Consider the following 20,944-nt stretch of genomic DNA (forward strand, 5'->3'; position numbering starts at 1 on the left):
ATTGGAAATACTAAGTAGTTTAGTACCTATTATTCTATTCATTTTATTATTCTGGTTGATCTTAATTCGACCACAACAAAAGCGTCAAAAACAAGTAAAAGAAATGCAAACTAACTTACAAAAGGGAGATCGTATTATTACGATCGGCGGCCTTCATGGAACTGTACATGCTTTAGATGAAGGTTCATTAGTCCTTGAAGTTGAAGATGGAACGAAACTTACATATGACCGATCAGCGGTACGTGAAGTTGTTCAATCTAGTTAATCAAAAAGCCGGCTCAATATGGTTGAGTCGGCTTTTTTACGTCAAAGCTTATTTTATGCGTTACTATTTTCCATTTATGCGCCCATTTTTTAAACTTATGCGCCGTGAATTTTGTCGAACGGCACCCAATCTTCATTTTATGCGCCTTTTTAAATAGGTTTATGCGCTCTTTTAACTGGACTAATTTTTTCTCGTATTGACCCCGAGCATTCCACCCACTATGGCTGCGACGATAAAGATCAGGAAGTATAAGGCCTGGCTTTCGTACATCCAAGCGTCTTGTGCTAAAAATTGATAAATCATAATTCCAATGATATAAATTACCCCAACGATGATGCCGGTTAACCAACCTTTTTCTTCTGATTTTCGTCCGCCATAGAAACCACCGACGATTAAGACTAGCACACTCGTAATGAAACTTGTCCAGCTAAAAGCGGAACTTGACATATCTGTAAAATTAACAAGTAGTGCAATGATTAAACTACTGACTAACATTAAAGCAATCACGGTAACAACACCTATGAAACTGGCTTTCATTCTTTCGTTCATGTATCTTATCCTCCTTTTCCTTTCATTTGTACGCCCTAATCGAGCTTTCTTAGTATAAAATATGCATGTTTGTACAAGAAAAGACGTAATTATTTGATAAGGGACTAGAAAAGGAGATTGAACAAATGGAAGCCACAATTGTTATCACTATATTTGTCATTAGTTATGTCTTTTTATTGATGGACAAGATCAACCGTGCATTAATCGCAGCAACTGGAGCTGCATTGATGGTTCTATTTGGAATTTTTTCATGGGATGAGGCCTTATCATCTTACGTTGATTGGAGTACGATTGCGCTATTATTTTCTATGATGGTGATGATCACGATTACGCAACGAACTGGCATTTTTGAATTTATTGCGTTATGGATGATTAAAAAAGTGAGTGGACGACCTGTTTCGCTATTTTTTTGGATTGGAATATTAACAGCAATTGGGTCTGCTTTGCTAGATAATGTCACAACGGTTTTATTATTAGTTCCAGTCTTATTACATATGATTAGGCAATTAAATTTAAAAGCTTTTCCTTATTTAGTCAATGTCATTATAAGTTCTAATATTGGTGGGACTGCCACGATGATAGGCGATCCGCCGAACATCATGATTGGACAAGCCGTTCCTTATTTAGATTTCTTAGATTTTATTGTGCATCTTGCTCCAATTGTTATCGTCATTCATGCTGTGACGATGATGTTGTTATATATGATTTTTAAGCGCTCTTTATCTAAAGACAACCGAATGGATCAGCAATTAATCGAGTCATTAAATCCAGCTGATTCATTAAAAAAGACTCCATTACTATACCAATCTATTACCATATTAACTCTAACAATTGTGGCTTTTACATTACATGGGTTTTTGCATATAGAATTAACGACGATTGCGATTATGTCAGCCTTATTAATGTTATTAATCTCTGAAAATGATGAATCAAGTGAGGTTGTGTTTCAAAAAGTTGAATGGACCACGTTATTTTTCTTTGTGGGATTATTTGTATTAGTTGGAGGGTTAGAGAAAGCTGGTATTATTGATCATATTGCCTATACGTTTATCGATTGGACTGAAGGTGATTCCTTAACGTCTTCGTTAGTTATTTTATGGTCTGCAGGGATTCTGTCAGGGTTTGTTGATAATATTCCTTATGTTGCGTCCATGATTCCGGTTATTGAGGAATTCCAATCATTTGGCGTTAACCCGATTGACCCTTTATGGTGGTCACTAGCGCTTGGTGCGTGTTTAGGTGGGAACGGTTCGTTATTGGGAGCGTCTGCTAATGTGGTTGTTGCAGGGATTGCTAGTACTCAAGGGGAAAAGATTCCTTTTATCAAATTCATGTTCTATGGTTTAATTATCGTATTGATTTCCTTAGCTATTTCATCTGTATATGTAGTGGGTCGTTACTTTCTGTAAGGTTAAAGCCTTCTAGTTGCATAGCATAAAGGGATTTTGGTTAGTTTAAAACCAAGATACAACAAAGGAAGGCTAGCCATGGAAGAAATTTGGATTTTAACTGCCCGAACATTCGGGGTGTATATTGCCATCTTTATCGTTTTTCGCTTGATGGGAAAAAGAGAGATTGGTGAATTAAGTGTCATGGATTTAGTTGTGTTTATCTTATTGGCTGAGATTGCTATATTTTCAGTAGAAAACACAGACCAATCGTTTATTTTGTTATTAACACCAATGGCTGTCCTATTGACTGTACAGATTATAACAGCCTATCTTTCATTAAAAAGTAATAAAGTTCGTACGTTTCTTGACGGGAACCCATCGATTATTATTAAGAACGGCAACATAGATGAGAAAGAAATGAAACGCCAGCGCTATAATATGGATGATTTATTAGTTCAGTTGAGGGAAAATGGGATTATTGATTTGAGAGATGTAGAGCTTGCCATTCTAGAGACGAGTGGCAAGCTTTCTGTGTTTGAAAAAAAAGACCGTCCACCATCGATTATTGATCCAATTATAGTTGATGGAAAAATCCAAGAAAATTCACTAGAAGAACTTAATATGACAAAAGAAGAGCTAATGAATATGCTGAGTCAAAAAGGAATTCATGACACGCAGCATATTTCATTAGCTCAGATGAACGATGATCAAAAATTATTTATTGATTTTAAAGATTAAATACGACTACTCTTTCGTATTTGCTGCCATTCTTCTTTTGATACAATGCGAAGAAGAATAAGGCCAATAAAGTAAACCATTATTAAAACACCAATCATCCCAGCAAGTCCTATTATATTGGTATCAGTCGACCAGATATTTCGCATTTTCGAACCTATGAAATATACCAATATTAACAGTCCAACCATCTTTAATGACAATGCTAATGGAAGTTTAAAATCAATGGTTTTATATAATGTAACAAAATGTAAACCTGTTACAACAATGATACCAACGATAATGGCAACCACAACACCTTCTATTCCAAACGATGGTTTAGTTGCTAATAACCATAAAGTCGACAGTTTGACGACTGATCCAATTAAGCTATTAACCATTGCTTGTTTTGCATAATCTAAGGCTTGAAGGGCGGCTTGTAATGGTGCCTGAAAATAAAGTAATAAGAAAAATGGTGCCATAAAACTTAAAAATTGAGTCCCATTTACATTTCCATAAATATAATTTAAGATTGGTTGAGCAAAAAGCATGAACACAATGGTGACTAATCCACCTGATGCGTAAGAAAGTCTCAGAGCTTGTCTAATACGATAGTGAACAGATCCTTTATGATTTAGGGCATTAAATTCACTGACTGAAGGGATTAATGCCACAGATAATGAGTGCGTAATGAATGTTGGTAGTAATAATAAAGGTAGAACATATCCCGTTAATTGTCCATAAGCAGCAGTACTTTGAGAAATTGTGTATCCCGCGATAAATAAACTTTGGGATACTAAGATAGGCTCAAGAAAATAAGTCACTGAACCGATCATCCTTGTCCCGGCCGTAGGGATAGCGATGTGCATAATATCATTTAAAACTTGCCTTAGTTGGCTAAACTTTTCTTTCATAAATATTGAAACAGGTCGATTGCGATCGACTTTAAAGCAGTAATAAATATAAGCAAGCGATGCTAGTTCGCCAATTACAACTGCAAACATGGCTCCACCAGCAGCGTAGGCGATCCCATATGGGAGCATCATTTTAATGAATAAAAACACTAGGGCGATTCGAATAACTTGCTCTATTACTTGTGCTGTTGCTTGCGGTTTCATGTTTTGCATACCTTGAAAATAGCCTCTTAAAACAGAGGATACCGCTATAATAGGTATGATTGGACTAATCATGAGCATCGGAATATACGTACGCTCGTCCAATAAAAGATGTTTTGACACAATAGGTGCTAATAGAATAAATAGAACAGTTAATATAACACTTAAACTCGTTGTTATAGAAAATGATAAATATAAAATTCTTTTAATACGTTTTTGGTCTTTTTGGATATTAGCTTCAGCAATTAATTTAGAAACGGCAACGGGGATGCCAATTTGAGATAGTGTAATCATTAAAAATAACGCAGGTAAGGCGAGCATGTAGACTCCAACACCTTCATCACCAAGCAAACGTGCTAGGACAATTCGATTAATAAATCCAAGTAAACGACTAATCATACCTGCAATGATTAAGATTAGAGCTCCTTTTATGAATGTTTGTTTTGACATTTTTATGAGCCTACCTTCTCAAAAAGATGAAATTTCGGTACAATAATATATATGCTGATGGATGTACAAGTCATGACATTGACTTTTGAATAGAGAAGCTTATGCTCCTATTAATTAAAGGGGGATTCCTAAATTGGAACCAATGGTGCAACATGTAGATGTGTGGAGGCCTTATATAAAAGACGTCATTGAGAGTAAAGTTAATGAGCTTGAATTATTAGGTTATGATGGTGTGAATCAGATGGAGGTTTGGGATTGCCTAAAGCAAAAAGTGTGGAAAAAGAATAAAGAGCTCCCACTTTATCAAGTCATCCAAGATATTCTGCATTTAAGTGATAATGTGTACATGAGTTATTTAACGGTACAAAGTCAGCAACATTCTGATTTAATGGCCCAGATCGAAGCATTAAATAAAGCAGAAAAATAATTGACATGAACCAGGAAGGTTAGGAGGACATACATATGGGTAGAAAAGGCAGAATAGCCGCCTTTTTTCTAATTGTGATCATATTAGGTGGGTTAGTAGGTTCAACCACTTCGAATATTGCCAAAGGGATTCCCTTAGGCTTAGATTTACAAGGTGGTTTCGAACTATTATATGAAGTTAAATCTCAACAAGACGATCAAGAAGTTACTGACGATATGCTCGATGCTGTTGTTGAATCACTTTATCAACGTGTTGATATTTTAGGTGTTAATGAACCTAGAATTAACATAGAGGGTGATGACCGGATACGGGTACAATTAGCAGGTGTCGATAACCAGAATGAAGCTAGAGAAATTCTATCAACAACTGCGGAACTTTCATTTAGAGGGGTTAATGACCAGCTATATTTTGATGGCTCTGAGATTGTAGGAGGTAGCGCACAACAAGATTACCATCAAGAAACTAATCGACCGATTGTTACCCTACAGGTAAAACGTTCTTTTGAAAACAGTGAATACGAAAACTTTGAAGCGGTATCTCGTGAAGTCATGCAAAAGCCTGATAATCGTATGGCTATATGGCTTGATTACGAAGAAGGAAATACATTTGAAGAAGAAATTAAAAAATCTGAAGAAGACAGTAAAATAATATCAGCCCCGGGAATTAGTGATCCTATACCAGGTACTGATGTGATGATTGAAGGAGACTTTACAGTCGATGAAGCCAAACAATTAGCAGACTTACTTAACGCAGGCTCATTACCGGCTGATTTAAATGAAATCTATTCTGTTTCTGTCGGTGCGCAATTCGGTGAGCAAGCTTTAAATAAAACAGTTATGGCTAGTTTAATTGGTGTATTATTAATCTTCTTATACATGATTGCTTATTATCGATTTGCTGGTGCTGTGGCTTCTATTACGCTAACTGTATATATTTTCTTAATTTTATTAGTTTTTAACTTAATCAATGGTGTGTTGACACTTCCAGGAATTGCAGCACTTGTACTCGGTGTTGGTATGGCGGTTGATGCTAATATTATTACCTATGAGAGGTTAAAAGAGGAACTGAAATCAGGAAAATCGATTCGAGCCGCATTTAGCGCAGGTAATAAACGTTCCTTAGGTACGATATTGGATGCGAATATCACTACGATGCTAGCTGCCATTGTCCTATTTATCTTTGGTACGAGTGCCGTAAAAGGTTTTGCGACGATGTTAATCATCAGTCTGTTATTGAGCTTTATAACAGCTGTGTTCTTAACTAGAATTTTATTAGGATTATGGGTTAAGAGTAAATTCTTAAATAAGAGGCCAAAATGGTTTGGCGTTAAGCCTGATGAAATTAAAGATATTGCTAAAGGTGAAGAAGTTGAAGCTCATTTCTTAGGTAAATCGTTTGATTTTGTTAAACATCGAAAGAAATTCTTTATCATCTCCATTGCACTTATTGTGATTGGTGCTGGATTCTTAATATTCAGAGGCTTGAACCTTGGAATTGACTTTGTGAGTGGTACTCGAGTTGAAGTATTAGCCGATCAGCCGCTGACAACAGAGCAAGTAGAAGAAGAGTTTAACGATTTAGGCTATGAACCAAAACAGGTTGTATTAGCAGGAGACAACGAAGAAATTGGACAAGTTAGGTTTGATACGGTATTAAATAAAGAAGAGATAGCAGAGGTCAATTCACATTTTGCTGATTTATATGGTAATGAACCGAATGTGAGCACTGTTACACCTAAAGTTGGTAAGGAATTAGCTATGAACGCTATTCAAGCAGTCCTTTATGCATCTATTGGCATTATCATTTATGTCGCCTTTAGATTCGAAATGTTCTTTGCGATCACATCAATTATCGCTTTATTACACGATGCATTCTTTATCCTAGCATTGTTCAGTATCTTCCAATTCGAGTTTAGTATTGTCATTATTGCGGCGATACTGACGATTGTAGGTTATTCTATTAACGATACGATTGTGACGTTTGACCGCATACGGGAAAACTTGCGACTTGAAAAACGAGTCAAGTCATTTAGTCATCTTGCAAGTGTTGTCAATAAGAGTTTAATGCAAACATTAGCACGTAGTTTTAACACGGTGATTACGGTTGTATTTGCAGCCTTAATGTTATTCATATTTGGTGCCCAAGCCATTACGTATTTCGCGTTTGCATTAATTGTAGGGTTACTCGCAGGTACTTATTCTTCCTTATTCCTAGCATCACAGCTATGGTTAGTGTGGAGAGGTAAGATGCTCAATAAGAAACCTGTTGACTTCCGAAAGAAACAAAAAAATGATGGACCACAAGTTTAATAACAAAACAGACTGATCTCACTTAAAGGTCAGTCTGTTTTTATTATGAACAAGGTTTAAGGTATAATTTGAATAAAGGACAAAGGAGTTGTTTAAATGAAACAGCAATCGTGGATTATTTTATCGCTTGTTTTTGCACTTATTATTGCGGTCTTTGCTATTATTAATGTCGATACGGTAGAAGTTGACTTTCTGTTTATGACGACAGATGCGCCATTAATTTTAGTTATATTACTGTCCGTACTGATGGGTACTTTACTAATAGTAGGGTTTAGTTTTTCAAGAATTTATAAGTTACAACGTGAAATTAAGGAGTTAAAAGCAGAAAATCAAAGATTGATAAAGCATCAACAAGAAGAAACAGGTGAGTCTATTGACGATTCAACAAATGACGAAAATGGTAAAGAAGAAGTTTAATATTAATATCTCATTGATACCCCTGATGAGCTCTAGTATAATAATTTCGTCAGGGGTGAACTTATGCTAGAAAGTAAAATGAATTGGGTCGTACATAAAGCAGAATATACACCAGATATAGATTTACCTGTTTCAAACGTCATAAAACGCATGTTAGCAAGAAGAGGTATTCAATCAACAGATGAAGCCAATCAATTTTTGCATGCGGATGTAAATGACTTACATGATCCTTTTCAATTTGAAGATATGAATAAAGTCGTAGATCGAGTTAATCAAGCGATTGTTAATGAAGAGCAAATTTTAATATTTGGAGATTATGATGCTGACGGCGTTACGGCAACGTCCGTCTTAGTACGCACACTTCGTCAACTAGGAGCACAAGTTAATTATTATATACCTAATCGCTTTACTGAAGGTTATGGACCAAATGAAGCGGCTTTTAAAGAGGCGAGTGCAGCTGGAATTAATTTAATCATTACAGTAGATACGGGTATTGCAGCGCCGAATGAAGCTAAAGTGGCGAAAGAATTAGGAATGGATCTAATCATAACGGATCACCATGAAGAGCAGGATGAAATGCCTGAGGCTTTTGCCATCCTACATCCAAGATTAGCAAATAACTATCCATTTGATTATTTGGCAGGTGTAGGAGTCGCGTTTAAACTAGCACATGCTTTATTAGGTGAAATCCCAAAAGAATTACTTGCATTAGTCGCAATCGGTACTGTAGCTGATTTAGTCCCGTTAAAAGGTGAAAATAGAGTCCTTGTTAAAAATGGATTAAAAGAACTCAAACATACTAATATTCCAGGACTTAGAGCGCTGATGGATGTTGGTAAAATAGAAGACCATGTGACAGAGGATTCTATTGGATTTATTCTTGGGCCTAGATTAAATGCGGTTGGACGGTTACAAGATGCTTCTTTGGCCGTAGATTTATTATTAGAAGAAGATGAAATGGTTGCTCAAGACATGGCTAGTGAAATTGACGAATTAAATAAGGAACGTCAAAAGATTGTATCAGAATTAGCTGAAGAAGCGTTTGAAGAAATCGAATCGCATTATCGAGATGATAAAGTTCTTGTTCTAGCTAAGGAAGGTTGGAATCCAGGCGTATTAGGGATCGTTGCTTCTCGGATCGTTAATAAATATTACAAACCTACAATCGTTTTAGGCATTGATCCTGAGACAAATGAAGCTAAAGGAAGTGCCAGAAGTATTCCTAACTATGACATCTTCAAAAATGGGATGGAACTAAGACATTTATTTTTACAGTTTGGTGGACATGCTCAAGCAGCCGGTATGACTGTTTCAGTTGATCAGATAGATACGCTTAGACAAGCACTAAATAAGCAGGCTGATTCCATATTATCAGACGAAGATTTCCGTCCATCACTAGAGGTTGAAGGTGAAGTAGATTGGGAAGAAGTTGATTTAGATTTTCCTAGACAATTACAATATTTAGCACCGTATGGTATGGGGAATACTAAACCATATTTTCAAATCAATCATTTAACATTAATGGATATACGTAAAATAGGTGCTAAAAAGAACCATATTAAACTCAATGCTCAAAGTGATTCTAATCAAATTGAGATGGTAGGTTTTCAACTTGGGGACGTCGCTGATCAACTAACACCAGGTAGTAAGATTGATGTAGTGGGTGAGATAGAAGTTAACGAATGGAATGGTCACCGTAAATTACAAATTAAATTAAAAGATATTAGGTGTTTGGAGACACAAGTCTTCGATTATCGTGGGAAAGATTTTTCATCAAAAATTCCAGTAGAAGATGGAACGACGATGATTTCATTTAATGGCCAATCAACGTTATCAGACCACACTGTTTTGGATTATCATACAGATATCCAAATAGTTAATGAGCGTTTAAAAACGACAGAATGTCTTATTTTTCTTGATCTACCACAACAACTAGACGATATAAGACATATACTTTCTCAAAATCAATATCAAGCCATTTATGCTTGCTTTCAAAATGATCATGGACAGTTTTTCTCATCAAACACTAACCGTGAACAGTTCAAGGTATTGTATACGGTGTTAGCTAAACATGAAAAGATCAATGAAAAACAAAAAGCACAGTTGGCACAAGCTAAGGGCTGGAGTCTAAAGCAATTGGATTTTATGCTGGAAGTGTTTTTTGAATTGAACTTTGTTACAATGAACAATGGTGAGATAGTTCTACAGAAGAATACTCAACAACAACCATTAACGAATTCAAACACATATAGACAACAAATGGAAAAACTTGAAATTGAAAAAGTCTTATATTATTCCAAGACAGACGAATTGAAGCAATGGATGCTTGAAGCGATGATGCCTCAATTCAAGGAAGGAGAAGTTGTACATGGATTATAAAGAGTACATTACGATTGTAGAGGATTGGCCAAAAGAAGGAATTAAATTTAAAGATATAACGACGCTAATGGATAATGGAACAGCGTTTAAATCTGCTGTCGATGAGATTGTAGAATATGCTAAAAAGCAGGATGTAGATATTGTAGTAGGACCTGAAGCACGAGGGTTTATTGTAGGCTGCCCAGTTGCATATGCTCTAGAGATCGGGTTTGCGCCTGTGCGAAAAGAAGGCAAGCTGCCACGTGATGTGATCAAAGTTGATTATGGGCTAGAATACGGAGAAAACGTTCTAACACTTCATAAAGATGCGATCAAACCAGGTCAACGTGTGTTAATCATCGATGATTTACTAGCAACGGGTGGAACTGTAGAAGCATCGATTGATCTAGTGGAACAGTTAGGCGGCGAAGTTGCAGGCTGCGCCTTTTTAATTGAATTAACATACTTAAATGGTCGTGAAAAGCTTGAAGGGTACGATATTTTAACATTAATGCAATATTAAATTATATACCGGCTGGCTCCGATTGAGTCAGCCGGTATTGTAAACTAGAAAATAAAAAGGGCAAATTGACTTTACAATTTTCGATATATTATTAATAATAAAACAAAGAACAAATTAGCAGACGACTTATGAATATGGATGACTAGGTGATTGTATGGCAAAACATCAAACAAAGACAATTGAAGATGTATTAAATGATGCTAGCCGATATTTAAACGAAGAGCATACGTCTATGCTTCGTCTTGCCTTTGAGTACGCTGAAAAAGCTCATGAAGGTCAAGTTCGTAAATCGGGAGAGGCTTACATTATACATCCAGTACAAGTTGCGGGAATTCTAGTTGAACTAGAGATGGATCCGGCAACAATTGCTAGTGGATTTTTACACGATGTATTAGAAGATACAGAAATTTCGTTTGACGACTTAAAAGAAGATTTTAGTGAAGAAGTTGCATTATTAGTAGACGGTGTAACGAAATTAGGGAAAATTAAATATAAATCTAAAGAAGCACAACAAGCTGAGAACCACCGGAAAATGTTTGTCGCTATGGCTAAGGATATTCGTGTTATTTTAATAAAACTTGCCGACCGACTACATAATATGAGAACGTTATCGCATTTACCAGAAAGTAAGCAAAGGCGAATTTCTAATGAAACACTCGAAATCTTTGCACCTTTAGCCCATCGCTTAGGTATTTCCACAATAAAATGGGAACTTGAAGATACTGCTTTACGTTATATGAACCCACAACAATACTATCGAATTGTTCACTTAATGCGACAAAAAAGAGAAGAACGAGAAGAGTATATCGAACAAGTCATCAATGAAATTAACTCACAGTTAGCAGATGTAAATATTACGGCTGAAATTTCAGGACGCCCTAAACACATTTATAGCATTTATCGAAAAATGGTTTACGATAAGAAGGATTTTAACGAAATTTACGACTTATTAGCCGTTCGTGTAATCGTGAAAAGCATTAAAGACTGTTATGCGGTTCTCGGTATTATCCATACTTGTTGGAAACCGATGCCAGGTCGCTTTAAAGATTATATTGCCATGCCAAAGCCTAATTTGTATCAGTCTTTACACACGACAGTCATTGGACCTAAAGGTGAACCATTAGAAGTTCAAATTAGAACACATGACATGCATGAAATTGCTGAATACGGTATTGCGGCACATTGGGCTTATAAAGAAGGTAAAACCGGTGCTGAAAAACAAGAAGATATGTCACGTCAGTTGGCTTGGTTCCGAGAAATCTTAGAATGGCAAAACGAAACCAACGATGCTGAAGAGTTTATGGAATCATTAAAGGTCGATTTCTTTTCTGATATGGTTTATGTTTTTACGCCTAATGGTGATGTTATTGAACTTCCGAGAGGCTCAGTTCCATTAGACTTTGCTTATCGAATTCATACTGAAGTGGGTAATAAAACGATAGGTGCTAAAGTCAATGGCAAAATGGAGCCGCTTGATTATAAGCTTAAGACGGGTGACATTGTAGAGATGCTAACGTCTAAGCATTCCTATGGCCCATCAGAAGATTGGCTTAAGATCACACAAACGTCCCAAGCCAAAAATAAAATTAAACAATTCTTTAAGAAGCAACGTCGAGAAGAAAATGTTCAAAAAGGTCAAGAAGCCGTCGAATCTGAAATTAAAAATCTTGGATTTGAGCCGAAAGAAGTGTTAACGGACGAAAATATTCAATTGGCACTTGATCGGTTCCATTTCAATAATACAGAGGACTTATACGCTGCAGTAGGATACCAAGGTGTCACGGCTCAACAAGTGGCTAACCGAGTTACAGAAAAACTAAGAGAGCAAGAAAAAGCCACTGACTTAGAGAATTCGATTAAAGAGATGCAGCAGGAAGTTGAAAACCGCAAAAATAATTCATCAGGTTCAGGCGTTGTCGTTGAAGGTGTAGACAATCTTCTAATCCGTTTATCTCGTTGTTGTAACCCTGTTCCGGGAGATCAAATTGTTGGTTTCATCACTAGAGGTCGAGGCGTATCCGTTCATCGGAGTGATTGCCCGAATATTTCGAATGAAGATGAAACGAGATTGATTAAAGTAGAATGGGACAAACGTCAAAATCAAAAAAGTTATAGTGTTGACTTAGAGATTAATGGGTTTGACAGAAGCGGATTATTAAATGAAATCTTACAAGTCGTTAACGAAACGAATACGAGCATTACAGCCGTCAACGGAAAATCAGATCGTAATAAAATGGCGACGATTAATTTAACAATTTTAATTCATAATGTTGAACATTTAAAGAAAATTGTTGATCGAATTAAGCAAATTAGAGATGTCTTCACAGTGCAACGAACGATTCACTAAGGAGTTAGATATGAAATGAGAGCAGTTGTTCAACGAGTCACACAAGCGAGTGTGGATGTAAATGAAGAGACAACAGGTGATATTCAAGACGGCTTACTCGTTTTCTTAGGTGTCACACATGAAGATACAGATAAAGACGTAAAGTTTCTCGCTGATAAAGTTTCCAATTTAAGAATTTTTGAAGACGATGATGGAAAAATGAATCTGTCTGTCAAAGAAATTGGAGGCAAAGTCTTATCTATTTCTCAATTTACGCTGTATGGTGATTGTAGAAAAGGAAGAAGACCTAACTTCATGCAAGCAGCAAAGCCTGATTTTGCTAATAATATGTACGAGAAGTTTAACGAGACTGTTAAAGAGCAAGGTGTACCTGTTGAAACTGGTGTATTCCAGGAGTATATGAAGGTTTCCTTATTAAATGATGGGCCTGTGACGTTAATCTTAGATACGGATCAGTAGAAATGCTTGACAAGAATTTAAAAGCGTCTTATGATAAGAAAAACATTTAAATACGTAAAACCAATGAAGGAAAGAGTAGTAAAGTTTAACTTTACAGAGAGGGTTTATCGAGGCTGAAAATAAACCTAAAACGTTAGCTTTTACGAATGACATTCTGGAGGTGCTACATCGAAGCCGCTAATGGTAGTAGGTGTCAGCCGCGAAAAGCGTTAACTTAAACAAGTGAGAATGTATACACATTCTAACCAGGGTGGCAACACGGGTATATACTCGTCCCTATCAATGTCTTTAGACATTGATAGGGACTTTTTTATTTTAGAAGGTTCTGAATATAACCAGTGTTAAATGCAACATTTAGGTTTATAAAAAAATTTTAATTAGGAGGGCAAGCGATGAATATTCATGTTCCACGAGGTACAGAAGATTTATTACCGGAAGCAACTAGAAAATGGCAAGTCATTGAGGAGCGCTTAAACCATCTTGCGCAACTTTATAATTATAAAGAAATTAGAACGCCCATTTTTGAACGAACAGAGCTATTCCAACGCGGCGTAGGAGACACAACCGATATTGTTCAAAAAGAGATGTATACATTTGAAGATCGTGGTGGAAGAAGTCTAACTCTAAGACCAGAAGGCACAGCTTCGGTTGCAAGAGCGTATGTACAACATAAAATCCATGGGTCACCTGATCAACCGACGAAGCTATATTACATGGGACCGATGTTCCGTTACGAACGTCCACAGCAAGGTCGAACTAGACAGTTTACTCAGTTCGGCATTGAAGCTATTGGAAGCGCCAGCCCAGCTATTGATGCTGAAGTTATGGCTTTTGCAATGGATTGCTATCAAGCATTAGGATTAAAGTCACTAAAACTAGTCCTAAACAGTCTAGGTGATCAGGAAAGTCGTCAAGCACACCGAAATGCTTTGATAGAACATTTTAAACCCGTTAAAGATGAACTATGCCAAGATTGTCAAAGTCGTTTAGAGAAGAATCCACTTCGTCTATTAGATTGTAAAGTTGATCAAGATCACGACGCGATGAAAACAGCTCCATCGATTTTAGATCATCTAAACGAAGAATCATCCACTTATTTCGAAGAGGTTAAAAGACATCTTGATGAAATGGAAATTCCATACGTTGTGGATGATACATTAGTTCGTGGTTTAGATTACTATACGCACACAGCGTTTGAAATTATGAGCGAAGCAGAAGGTTTTGGCTCAATTACAACACTTTCTGGCGGTGGTCGTTATAGTGGATTAATTGAAGAATTAGGCGGGCCAAGTATTTCAGGTATTGGGTTTGCCTTAAGTATAGAACGACTAATTATGGCATTGGATGCAGAAGAAATTGAGCTTGAACAAGATGAATCAGTAGATGCATATGTTATAGCCATTGGACAAGAATCTAAATATAAAGCGTCTGATATTGTTTATAAACTTAGAAAAAATGGGATTAAAGTTGATCAGGATTATTTAGATAAAAAGGTTAAAGGTCAATTCAAAGCAGCTGATCGCCTAAGTGCTACATACGCTATTATTTTAGGTGAAGAAGAACTTGAACAAGGTGTAGCTAATGTTAAGAATTTAAAAACAGGTGATCAAAAAACGATTGAATTTGACCAAATGACTGATGAAATTAAAGCAGGTTTTTAAGGAGGTAACATCATGGGTAAACGAACACATAGTGGACATTTGACATCAGAGTATGTTGAAGAAGACGTATTATTGAAAGGGTGGGTTCAAAAAAGAAGAGACTTGGGCGGTTTAATTTTCGTTGATCTTAGGGATCGTTCAGGTATTGTTCAAGTTGTTTTTAATCCAGATAACAATAAAGAAGCTTTAGAAGTAGCTGAAAAATTACGAAGTGAATTCGTCATTGAAGTTAAAGGTACTGTCAAAAAACGTGATGAAGCAACCGTGAATCCCAAAATGAAAACAGGTGAGATTGAAGTTGTCGCACATGATGTAACGATCTTAAACCGTTCTAAAGCTCTTCCAATTCAGATTGAGGATGACACTGATGCAACAGAAGAAGTTCGACTTAAGTACCGTTACTTGGACCTAAGACGTCAAGAAATGCAAGAAACAATGAAATTACGTCACGAGATTTCCCAATCATTCCGACGATATTTAGGTCATCATGGGTTTTATGAAATGGAAACACCTATGTTAACAAAAAGTACGCCAGAAGGAGCTCGTGACTATTTAGTTCCAAGTCGTGTACACCCTGGTGAGTTTTACGCTCTACCACAATCACCACAATTATTTAAACAATTGTTAATGGTCTCTGGTTATGAGCGTTATTTTCAGATCACTCGTTGTTTTAGAGACGAAGATTTAAGAGCAGACCGCCAGCCAGAATTTACACAACTTGATATTGAAACATCTTTTATGGACCAAGAAGAAATTATGGACCTAACAGAAGAGATGTTACAACAAGTTGTAAAAGATGTGAAAGATGTTGAAATCCCGACACCATTTCCACGTATGACTTACGACGAAGCGATGGAGCGCTACGGCTCCGATAAACCAGATACACGCTTTGGTTTGGAATTAGTTAATGTAAATGATGTTGTGAAAAATAGCGGTTTTAATGTATTCAAGAGCGCAGTTGAATCGGGCGGTAAAGTAAGTGCAATCAATGTTAAAGGTGCTGCTGATCAGTTTTCAAGAAAAGACATTGATAAACTGACAGAGGCTGTAAAAGTCTATGGCGCAAAAGGTCTGGCTTGGATTAAAGTTGATCAAGGTTCATTTACAGGTCCAATTGCTAAATTCTTTGAACAAGACGAAGTTGAAGCCCTATCTAATAAGCTAGATACAGAAGATCAAGATTTATTACTATTTGTAGCTGATAAAACGAATGTTGTTGCAGACAGTCTAGGTGCTTTAAGGTTAAAGCTAGGAAAAGAATTAGACATAATTGATGAATCAAAGCTTAATTTCTTATGGGTAACGGATTGGCCGTTGTTTGAATACGATGAAGATGAAAATCGATATCATGCAGCGCACCACCCTTTCACGATGCCACAATTAACCGATATAGACAGAATTGAAGATGACCCAGCTAATGTTAAGGCACAAGCTTATGATGTGGTTCTAAATGGTTATGAACTTGGTGGAGGTTCATTACGTATTTACGAAAAGGACCTACAAGCAAAAATGCTTAAAGCTTTAGGCTTTACTGAAGAAGAAGCAAATGAACAGTTTGGTTTCTTACTTGAAGCATTAGAGTTTGGCGCGCCTCCTCATGGCGGTATTGCTTTAGGGTTAGACCGAACGGTTATGATTTTAGCTGGAAAGACTAACTTAAGGGATACTATATTATTCCCTAAGACAGCTTCAGCATCAGATTTATTAACAGACGCGCCATCACAGGTGAGTTCTAATCAATTAGATGAACTGAACTTAAAGCTTAATAAGAAGTCAGCAGAATAGGAAAAAAATACATCTAATTTACTACTTGTCTGTTGTTGAATTGATTTTTGTATTATGCTATTATTCAATTACACAAACAAATGAACACAAAAACAATCCTAATGTGTGCGTTGATCTTTACACGTTTTGACCGAACACTTATAGAAAAGGGAGTCTGTTGTTTCCATGCGGCGTAAATGCCTCATGTAGGACTTACAAAACATGGAACAGGACACCCACCTGCTTAGAGCGGGTTCAAAACTATAACCAGATTGACGGCACAATTGGGATTGTTTTACATAATGAACGTTAAATTAAAAAGGCTATTTGCTTCTTGCAAATAGCCTTAACTTTTTGTTAGTTCTTATTTTGCGATTTGTTGTAAGTTGCCATTCTTCTCCATTTTAAAAGCTGGTGAAGATAGGGAAGAATCATCATCTAACACAACCATTTTTCGAGCCCGTTCCATAATGGATATGAAGGTTTGATAATCTTCTTGTAACGTTTCATATTCATTCTTTAATTTTTCGAGATCACGTTCTAATGACATGTTGTCTTCCTTCAGACGATCGTTTTCTTCTTTTAATTGCTCAACTTCCGCTGCATTGACTTTAACTTCGTTAGACTTTAATTCTTGTAACTGAGCAATAATCGAATCTATTGAAGGTGAGTCCGCATTTGAATAACTAGCCTTTGAAGCTACCGTTTTCATTTTTCGAGTCACGGCTTGTTTTTGTTTTTCAGATTGCTTGCGTTGTTTTCGTTGTCTTTTCGCTAAATCTATTGCTTTTTCATAGTTTTGGCGCACTTCTGCGTTCCAACGAAAACCACATGCCGCAGCCGTTCGATTTAGTTTATCTCCAACTTCTTCAAACGCATTTAATTGAGTACTACCTTCTCTTATATGACGTAATACGGTTTCAGCGAGTAGTAAATCATCTTCATGAGACCATGCGTCCTGTCTTACTTTGACCACAATTTTCATCTCCTTTTACTAGTGTTAGTGCTCTATTTCTATCATGCGCAATCTGAATTCAATATATACATATGTTTTAACTAAATTTTACAAGAAATGATTTATATAAAGCTCAAATATTAGGTTTTAATACTATTATTCGCCAATAATCCTTCAATTATAGTAAAATAGAAAACTATAGGAGTTGTATGCTAAAGGAGTCAGATTATGTTATTTCAAGAACCATTAGCTTATCGAATGAGACCAGAAAAAATTGAAGAAGTCGTCGGACAAGATGATATTGTCGGACCTAATACTCCATTATATAAAATGATCCAAAAAGGTCATGTCCCATCTTTATTGCTTTACGGTGGGCCAGGTACGGGTAAGACATCTTTAGCATTTGCTATTTCAGGTTCAACTAACAAAGAATTTTTTGCTATAAATGCTACAAATGCAGGAAAAAAAGATGTTGAAAATATTATTAAAGAAGCTCGGATGACGAATAATGCCATATTATTCATCGATGAAATTCACCGTTTTAATAAAAGTCAGCAAGATTCATTATTAAAAGCTTTAGAAGAAGGCATCATCACACTCATTGGTGCAACAACCGAAAATCCGTTTCATAGTGTGAATAATGCCATTCGCTCACGATGTGGTCAGATTAAACAGTTAAAACCATTAACTAAGGAAGCCATTATTCGATTAATTAACCGAGCATTAGAAGATGAAGATAAAGGTTTAGGCCATCTAAATATTCAGATTGAACATGAATATATTGAGCAAATAGCTGAAACAACAGGGGATGGTCGTACGGCTCTATCACTAATGGAGGATATTGTATTTGCTTCTGATGAAACAGACGATGGAATTAAAGTAACAGAAGAGACGGTTCGAGACTGTATTAAAAACAAGGGGTTTTCACACGATAAAAAGGGTGATATTTATTACAATTTGCTCTCAGGTTTCCAAAAGAGCATCCGTGGTAGTGACGCAGATGCCTCGCTTTATTATTTAGCCAGACTATTAGAAGGCGGAGATCTTGAAGCGATTACGCGTCGTCTTTTAGTTATTGCCTATGAAGATGTAGGTTTAGCAAATCCACAGTTATGTGCAAGAGTGTTACCGGCGATTCAATCGGTGGAACGGTTAGGACTGCCTGAAGCTCGAATACCGCTATCGGTCATAACGGTTGAGCTTAGTTTGTCACCGAAATCTAATACAGCTTATAAAGCATTAGATAAAGCCATTATGCATATCCAAAAAGGAGCTACTGAAGAAATCCCGGATCATCTTAAAGATACTCATTATCAAGGCGCCGAGCAGTTAGGTCATGGTGCAGAGTATAAGTATCCTCATAACTATCCAAATAGTTGGGTTAAACAACAGTATCTACCTGAATCTATTAAAAATATGTCGTATTTTCAACCTAATGAATTGGGCGAGGAAAAACGCTATAAACAGGTTTATGATAAATTATCACAATTAAAGCAGAAGGACTAATCACAATCATAGTTCAAAGTTGTGCATACAAGACTTCTTCATGCTATAATGACAAATAGTTTTTGTCTAAGTTAATTAAAGTCATCATACAGTCATGTTAAAATTTAAATAGATGTAATATAAGGAGGTCCATTGATTGAAGATCTCAACGAAAGGGCGTTATGGGCTAACGATTATGATTGCCCTAGCCAAAAATTACGGAAATCAACCTATACCATTAAAATCCATAGCTAATGAATATAACTTATCAGAACATTATTTAGAACAATTAATCGCGCCTTTACGTAACTCTGGGTTAGTTAAAAGTGTTCGAGGTGCAAAAGGCGGTTACCTCTTAACGAGAGAGCCTAAATTAATTACGTCTGCAGATATTATCCGGACCCTTGAGGGACCGATTCGTCCAGTAGAAGAAATGGATGATGATGAACCTTCTAAAAGGGAATTATGGAAACGAATTAGGGATGCCGTAAAAGATGTATTAGAACAAACGACTTTACAAGATTTAATTGAACATAATGATCAAAACTATCAGGAAGAGAATATGTTTTATATTTAATGGGAAGGTGATGAGATGAAACGCATCTACTTGGACCATGCAGCGACAACACCTATACATCCGGACGTGAAAGAAGCCATGCATCAAGTCATGGATGAGAGTTTTGGAAATCCTTCTAGTATTCACCATTTTGGACGAGAAAGCCGTAAGCGTCTAGATGAAGCAAGAATGACAATGGCAAATAGTATAAACGGCCATTATGAATCCATCATATTTACAAGTGGTGGCACTGAGGCAAATAATTTAGCCATTTTCGGTACTGCTTATGCCAATCAAGATCAAGGTAATCATATTATTACAACACAAATTGAGCACCACGCCGTACTTCATCCTTGTGAACAATTAGAAAAAGAAGGATTCGACGTAACTTATCTTCCAGTTGATGAAAATGGTTTAGTCGATATTATGGATGTTAAACATGCATTAAGAAAAGATACAATCTTAGTTACCATCATGTTCGTTAATAATGAGATAGGCATGAAACAGCCTATTCAAATGATTGGAAATCTATTAAGAAGTAAAGGAATTCCTTTTCATACAGATGCTGTTCAAGCTTATGGTGTTGAAGAGATTGATGTTGAAGAATTAAAAATTGATTTACTAACAGCTTCATCTCATAAAATTTATGGTCCAAAAGGAATTGGCTTTTTATACAAACGAGATGGATTAAATCTCATCCAACGTCAATATGGTGGAGAGCAAGAGAGAACCTTCCGTTCCGGAACTGAAAACACGCTTGCCATTCAAGGATTTAAAAAAGCTGTCGAAGTATTACAGCAAGAACGTGATGAACGAATTCAACATTATGAACGTCTATCAGAACAACTCATTCAAGCATTAAATAATCGTCAAATTGACTATGCTATAAATGGTGACTTATCAAAAGAATGCCATGTCCCCAATATTTTGAATTTGAGTTTTGAAGGAATGGATGTTGAAATTTTTCTAACGAACCTTGATTTATCAGGTGTTGCAGTATCATCTGGTTCTGCTTGTACGGCGGGTTCGATTGATCCTTCTCATGTTTTAAAAGCAATGTATGGAGAAGATAGCCCAAGACTACGGAATTCTGTTCGTTTTAGTTTTGGCATGGATAATACAGAAGAAGAAATGGAGCAAGTGGCTGATCGGATTGAAAATATTATGAACCGATTAGCAATGAATAATTAAGGTGGTGA

The 20,944-nt window shown here is 36.4% G+C and carries 18 protein-coding genes, 1 other RNA gene and 1 other annotated feature; of the genes, 16 read left to right on the forward strand and 3 right to left on the reverse strand.

Going from position 1 to position 20,944, the window contains the following annotated elements:
* The first annotated feature begins 1 nt into the window (after window position 1).
* Window positions 2-265, forward strand: a complete 264-nt coding sequence (gene yajC / locus EDC24_RS01915) for a preprotein translocase subunit YajC (RefSeq protein ID WP_124219249.1) — start codon at window positions 2-4, stop codon at window positions 263-265.
* A gap of 180 nt (window positions 266-445) precedes the next feature.
* Here the strand turns inward: yajC and EDC24_RS01920 are convergent, their stop codons facing one another.
* Window positions 446-814, reverse strand: a complete 369-nt coding sequence (locus EDC24_RS01920; RefSeq protein ID WP_124219251.1) for a TIGR04086 family membrane protein — start codon at window positions 812-814, stop codon at window positions 446-448.
* Window positions 815-939: 125 nt separating this feature from the next.
* Between EDC24_RS01920 and EDC24_RS01925 the strand changes: the two genes are divergently transcribed.
* Complete coding sequence (locus tag EDC24_RS01925) at window positions 940-2,223, forward strand: ArsB/NhaD family transporter (protein ID WP_124219253.1); 1,284 nt, start codon at window positions 940-942, stop codon at window positions 2,221-2,223.
* Window positions 2,224-2,301: 78 nt separating this feature from the next.
* Window positions 2,302-2,943, forward strand: a complete 642-nt coding sequence (locus EDC24_RS01930; RefSeq protein ID WP_124219255.1) for a YetF domain-containing protein — start codon at window positions 2,302-2,304, stop codon at window positions 2,941-2,943.
* Here the strand turns inward: EDC24_RS01930 and spoVB are convergent.
* Entirely contained in the window at window positions 2,940-4,484 is a 1,545-nt protein-coding gene (gene spoVB / locus EDC24_RS01935) for a stage V sporulation protein B (protein ID WP_124219257.1), read from the reverse strand. The two genes, EDC24_RS01930 and spoVB, sit on opposite strands and share 4 nt — an antisense overlap.
* A 142-nt stretch (window positions 4,485-4,626) precedes the next feature.
* On the opposite strand from spoVB, the gene EDC24_RS01940 reads away from it, so the two are divergent.
* From EDC24_RS01940 to ssrS, 10 genes are all read left to right on the forward strand, one after another.
* A complete protein-coding gene (locus tag EDC24_RS01940) occupies window positions 4,627-4,911 on the forward strand; it encodes a post-transcriptional regulator (protein WP_124220349.1) in 285 nt (94 codons plus the stop codon).
* 35 nt (window positions 4,912-4,946) lie between these two features.
* Window positions 4,947-7,220 carry a protein translocase subunit SecDF gene (gene secDF / locus EDC24_RS01945; protein WP_124219259.1) on the forward strand — a complete coding sequence of 758 codons (2,274 nt, stop codon included), beginning with the start codon at window positions 4,947-4,949 and terminating at the stop codon, window positions 7,218-7,220.
* A 96-nt stretch (window positions 7,221-7,316) separates the two neighbouring features.
* Window positions 7,317-7,637: a LapA family protein gene (locus EDC24_RS01950; protein WP_124219261.1), complete on the forward strand. Its 321-nt coding sequence runs from the start codon at window positions 7,317-7,319 to the stop codon at window positions 7,635-7,637.
* 63 nt (window positions 7,638-7,700) lie between these two features.
* Window positions 7,701-10,016, forward strand: a complete 2,316-nt coding sequence (gene recJ / locus EDC24_RS01955; RefSeq protein ID WP_124219263.1) for a single-stranded-DNA-specific exonuclease RecJ — start codon at window positions 7,701-7,703, stop codon at window positions 10,014-10,016.
* Window positions 10,006-10,518 (forward strand): adenine phosphoribosyltransferase, encoded by a 513-nt coding sequence (locus tag EDC24_RS01960; protein ID WP_124219265.1) that lies wholly within the window; start codon window positions 10,006-10,008, stop codon window positions 10,516-10,518. The genes recJ and EDC24_RS01960 overlap by 11 nt, the downstream gene beginning before the upstream one ends.
* A 154-nt stretch (window positions 10,519-10,672) precedes the next feature.
* Window positions 10,673-12,865, forward strand: coding sequence for a RelA/SpoT family protein (locus EDC24_RS01965; RefSeq protein ID WP_124219267.1), 2,193 nt, complete (start codon window positions 10,673-10,675; stop codon window positions 12,863-12,865).
* 15 nt (window positions 12,866-12,880) lie between these two features.
* Complete coding sequence (dtd, locus tag EDC24_RS01970) at window positions 12,881-13,324, forward strand: D-aminoacyl-tRNA deacylase (protein ID WP_124219269.1); 444 nt, start codon at window positions 12,881-12,883, stop codon at window positions 13,322-13,324.
* A gap of 54 nt (window positions 13,325-13,378) precedes the next feature.
* Window positions 13,379-13,605, forward strand: a binding site (T-box leader).
* 111 nt (window positions 13,606-13,716) lie between these two features.
* The gene (gene hisS, locus EDC24_RS01975; RefSeq protein ID WP_124219271.1) at window positions 13,717-14,985 is read left to right on the forward strand and encodes a histidine--tRNA ligase; all 1,269 of its coding nucleotides are present in this window, start codon (window positions 13,717-13,719) and stop codon (window positions 14,983-14,985) included.
* Window positions 14,986-14,997: 12 nt separating this feature from the next.
* Window positions 14,998-16,770 (forward strand): aspartate--tRNA ligase, encoded by a 1,773-nt coding sequence (aspS, locus tag EDC24_RS01980; protein WP_124219273.1) that lies wholly within the window; start codon window positions 14,998-15,000, stop codon window positions 16,768-16,770.
* A 92-nt stretch (window positions 16,771-16,862) separates the two neighbouring features.
* Window positions 16,863-17,044, forward strand: a non-coding RNA gene (gene ssrS / locus EDC24_RS01985) — 6S RNA.
* Between the two features lie 69 nt (window positions 17,045-17,113).
* Here ssrS and EDC24_RS01990 read toward each other — a convergent pair.
* A complete protein-coding gene (locus EDC24_RS01990; protein ID WP_124219275.1) occupies window positions 17,114-17,725 on the reverse strand; it encodes an RsfA family transcriptional regulator in 612 nt (203 codons plus the stop codon).
* A gap of 207 nt (window positions 17,726-17,932) precedes the next feature.
* Here EDC24_RS01990 and EDC24_RS01995 point away from each other — a divergent pair, with 207 nt between their 5' ends.
* From EDC24_RS01995 to EDC24_RS02005, 3 genes are all read left to right on the forward strand, one after another.
* Window positions 17,933-19,210, forward strand: coding sequence for a replication-associated recombination protein A (locus tag EDC24_RS01995; protein WP_124219277.1), 1,278 nt, complete (start codon window positions 17,933-17,935; stop codon window positions 19,208-19,210).
* A 136-nt stretch (window positions 19,211-19,346) separates the two neighbouring features.
* Complete coding sequence (cymR, locus tag EDC24_RS02000) at window positions 19,347-19,766, forward strand: cysteine metabolism transcriptional regulator CymR (protein ID WP_124219279.1); 420 nt, start codon at window positions 19,347-19,349, stop codon at window positions 19,764-19,766.
* 15 nt (window positions 19,767-19,781) lie between these two features.
* Window positions 19,782-20,936, forward strand: a complete 1,155-nt coding sequence (locus EDC24_RS02005; RefSeq protein ID WP_124219281.1) for a cysteine desulfurase family protein — start codon at window positions 19,782-19,784, stop codon at window positions 20,934-20,936.
* The last annotated feature ends 8 nt before the right edge of the window (window positions 20,937-20,944 follow it).

It is taken from the genome of Aquisalibacillus elongatus, assembly GCF_003843875.1.
GTDB classification, from domain to species: Bacteria; Bacillota; Bacilli; order Bacillales; family Alkalibacillaceae; genus Aquisalibacillus; species Aquisalibacillus elongatus.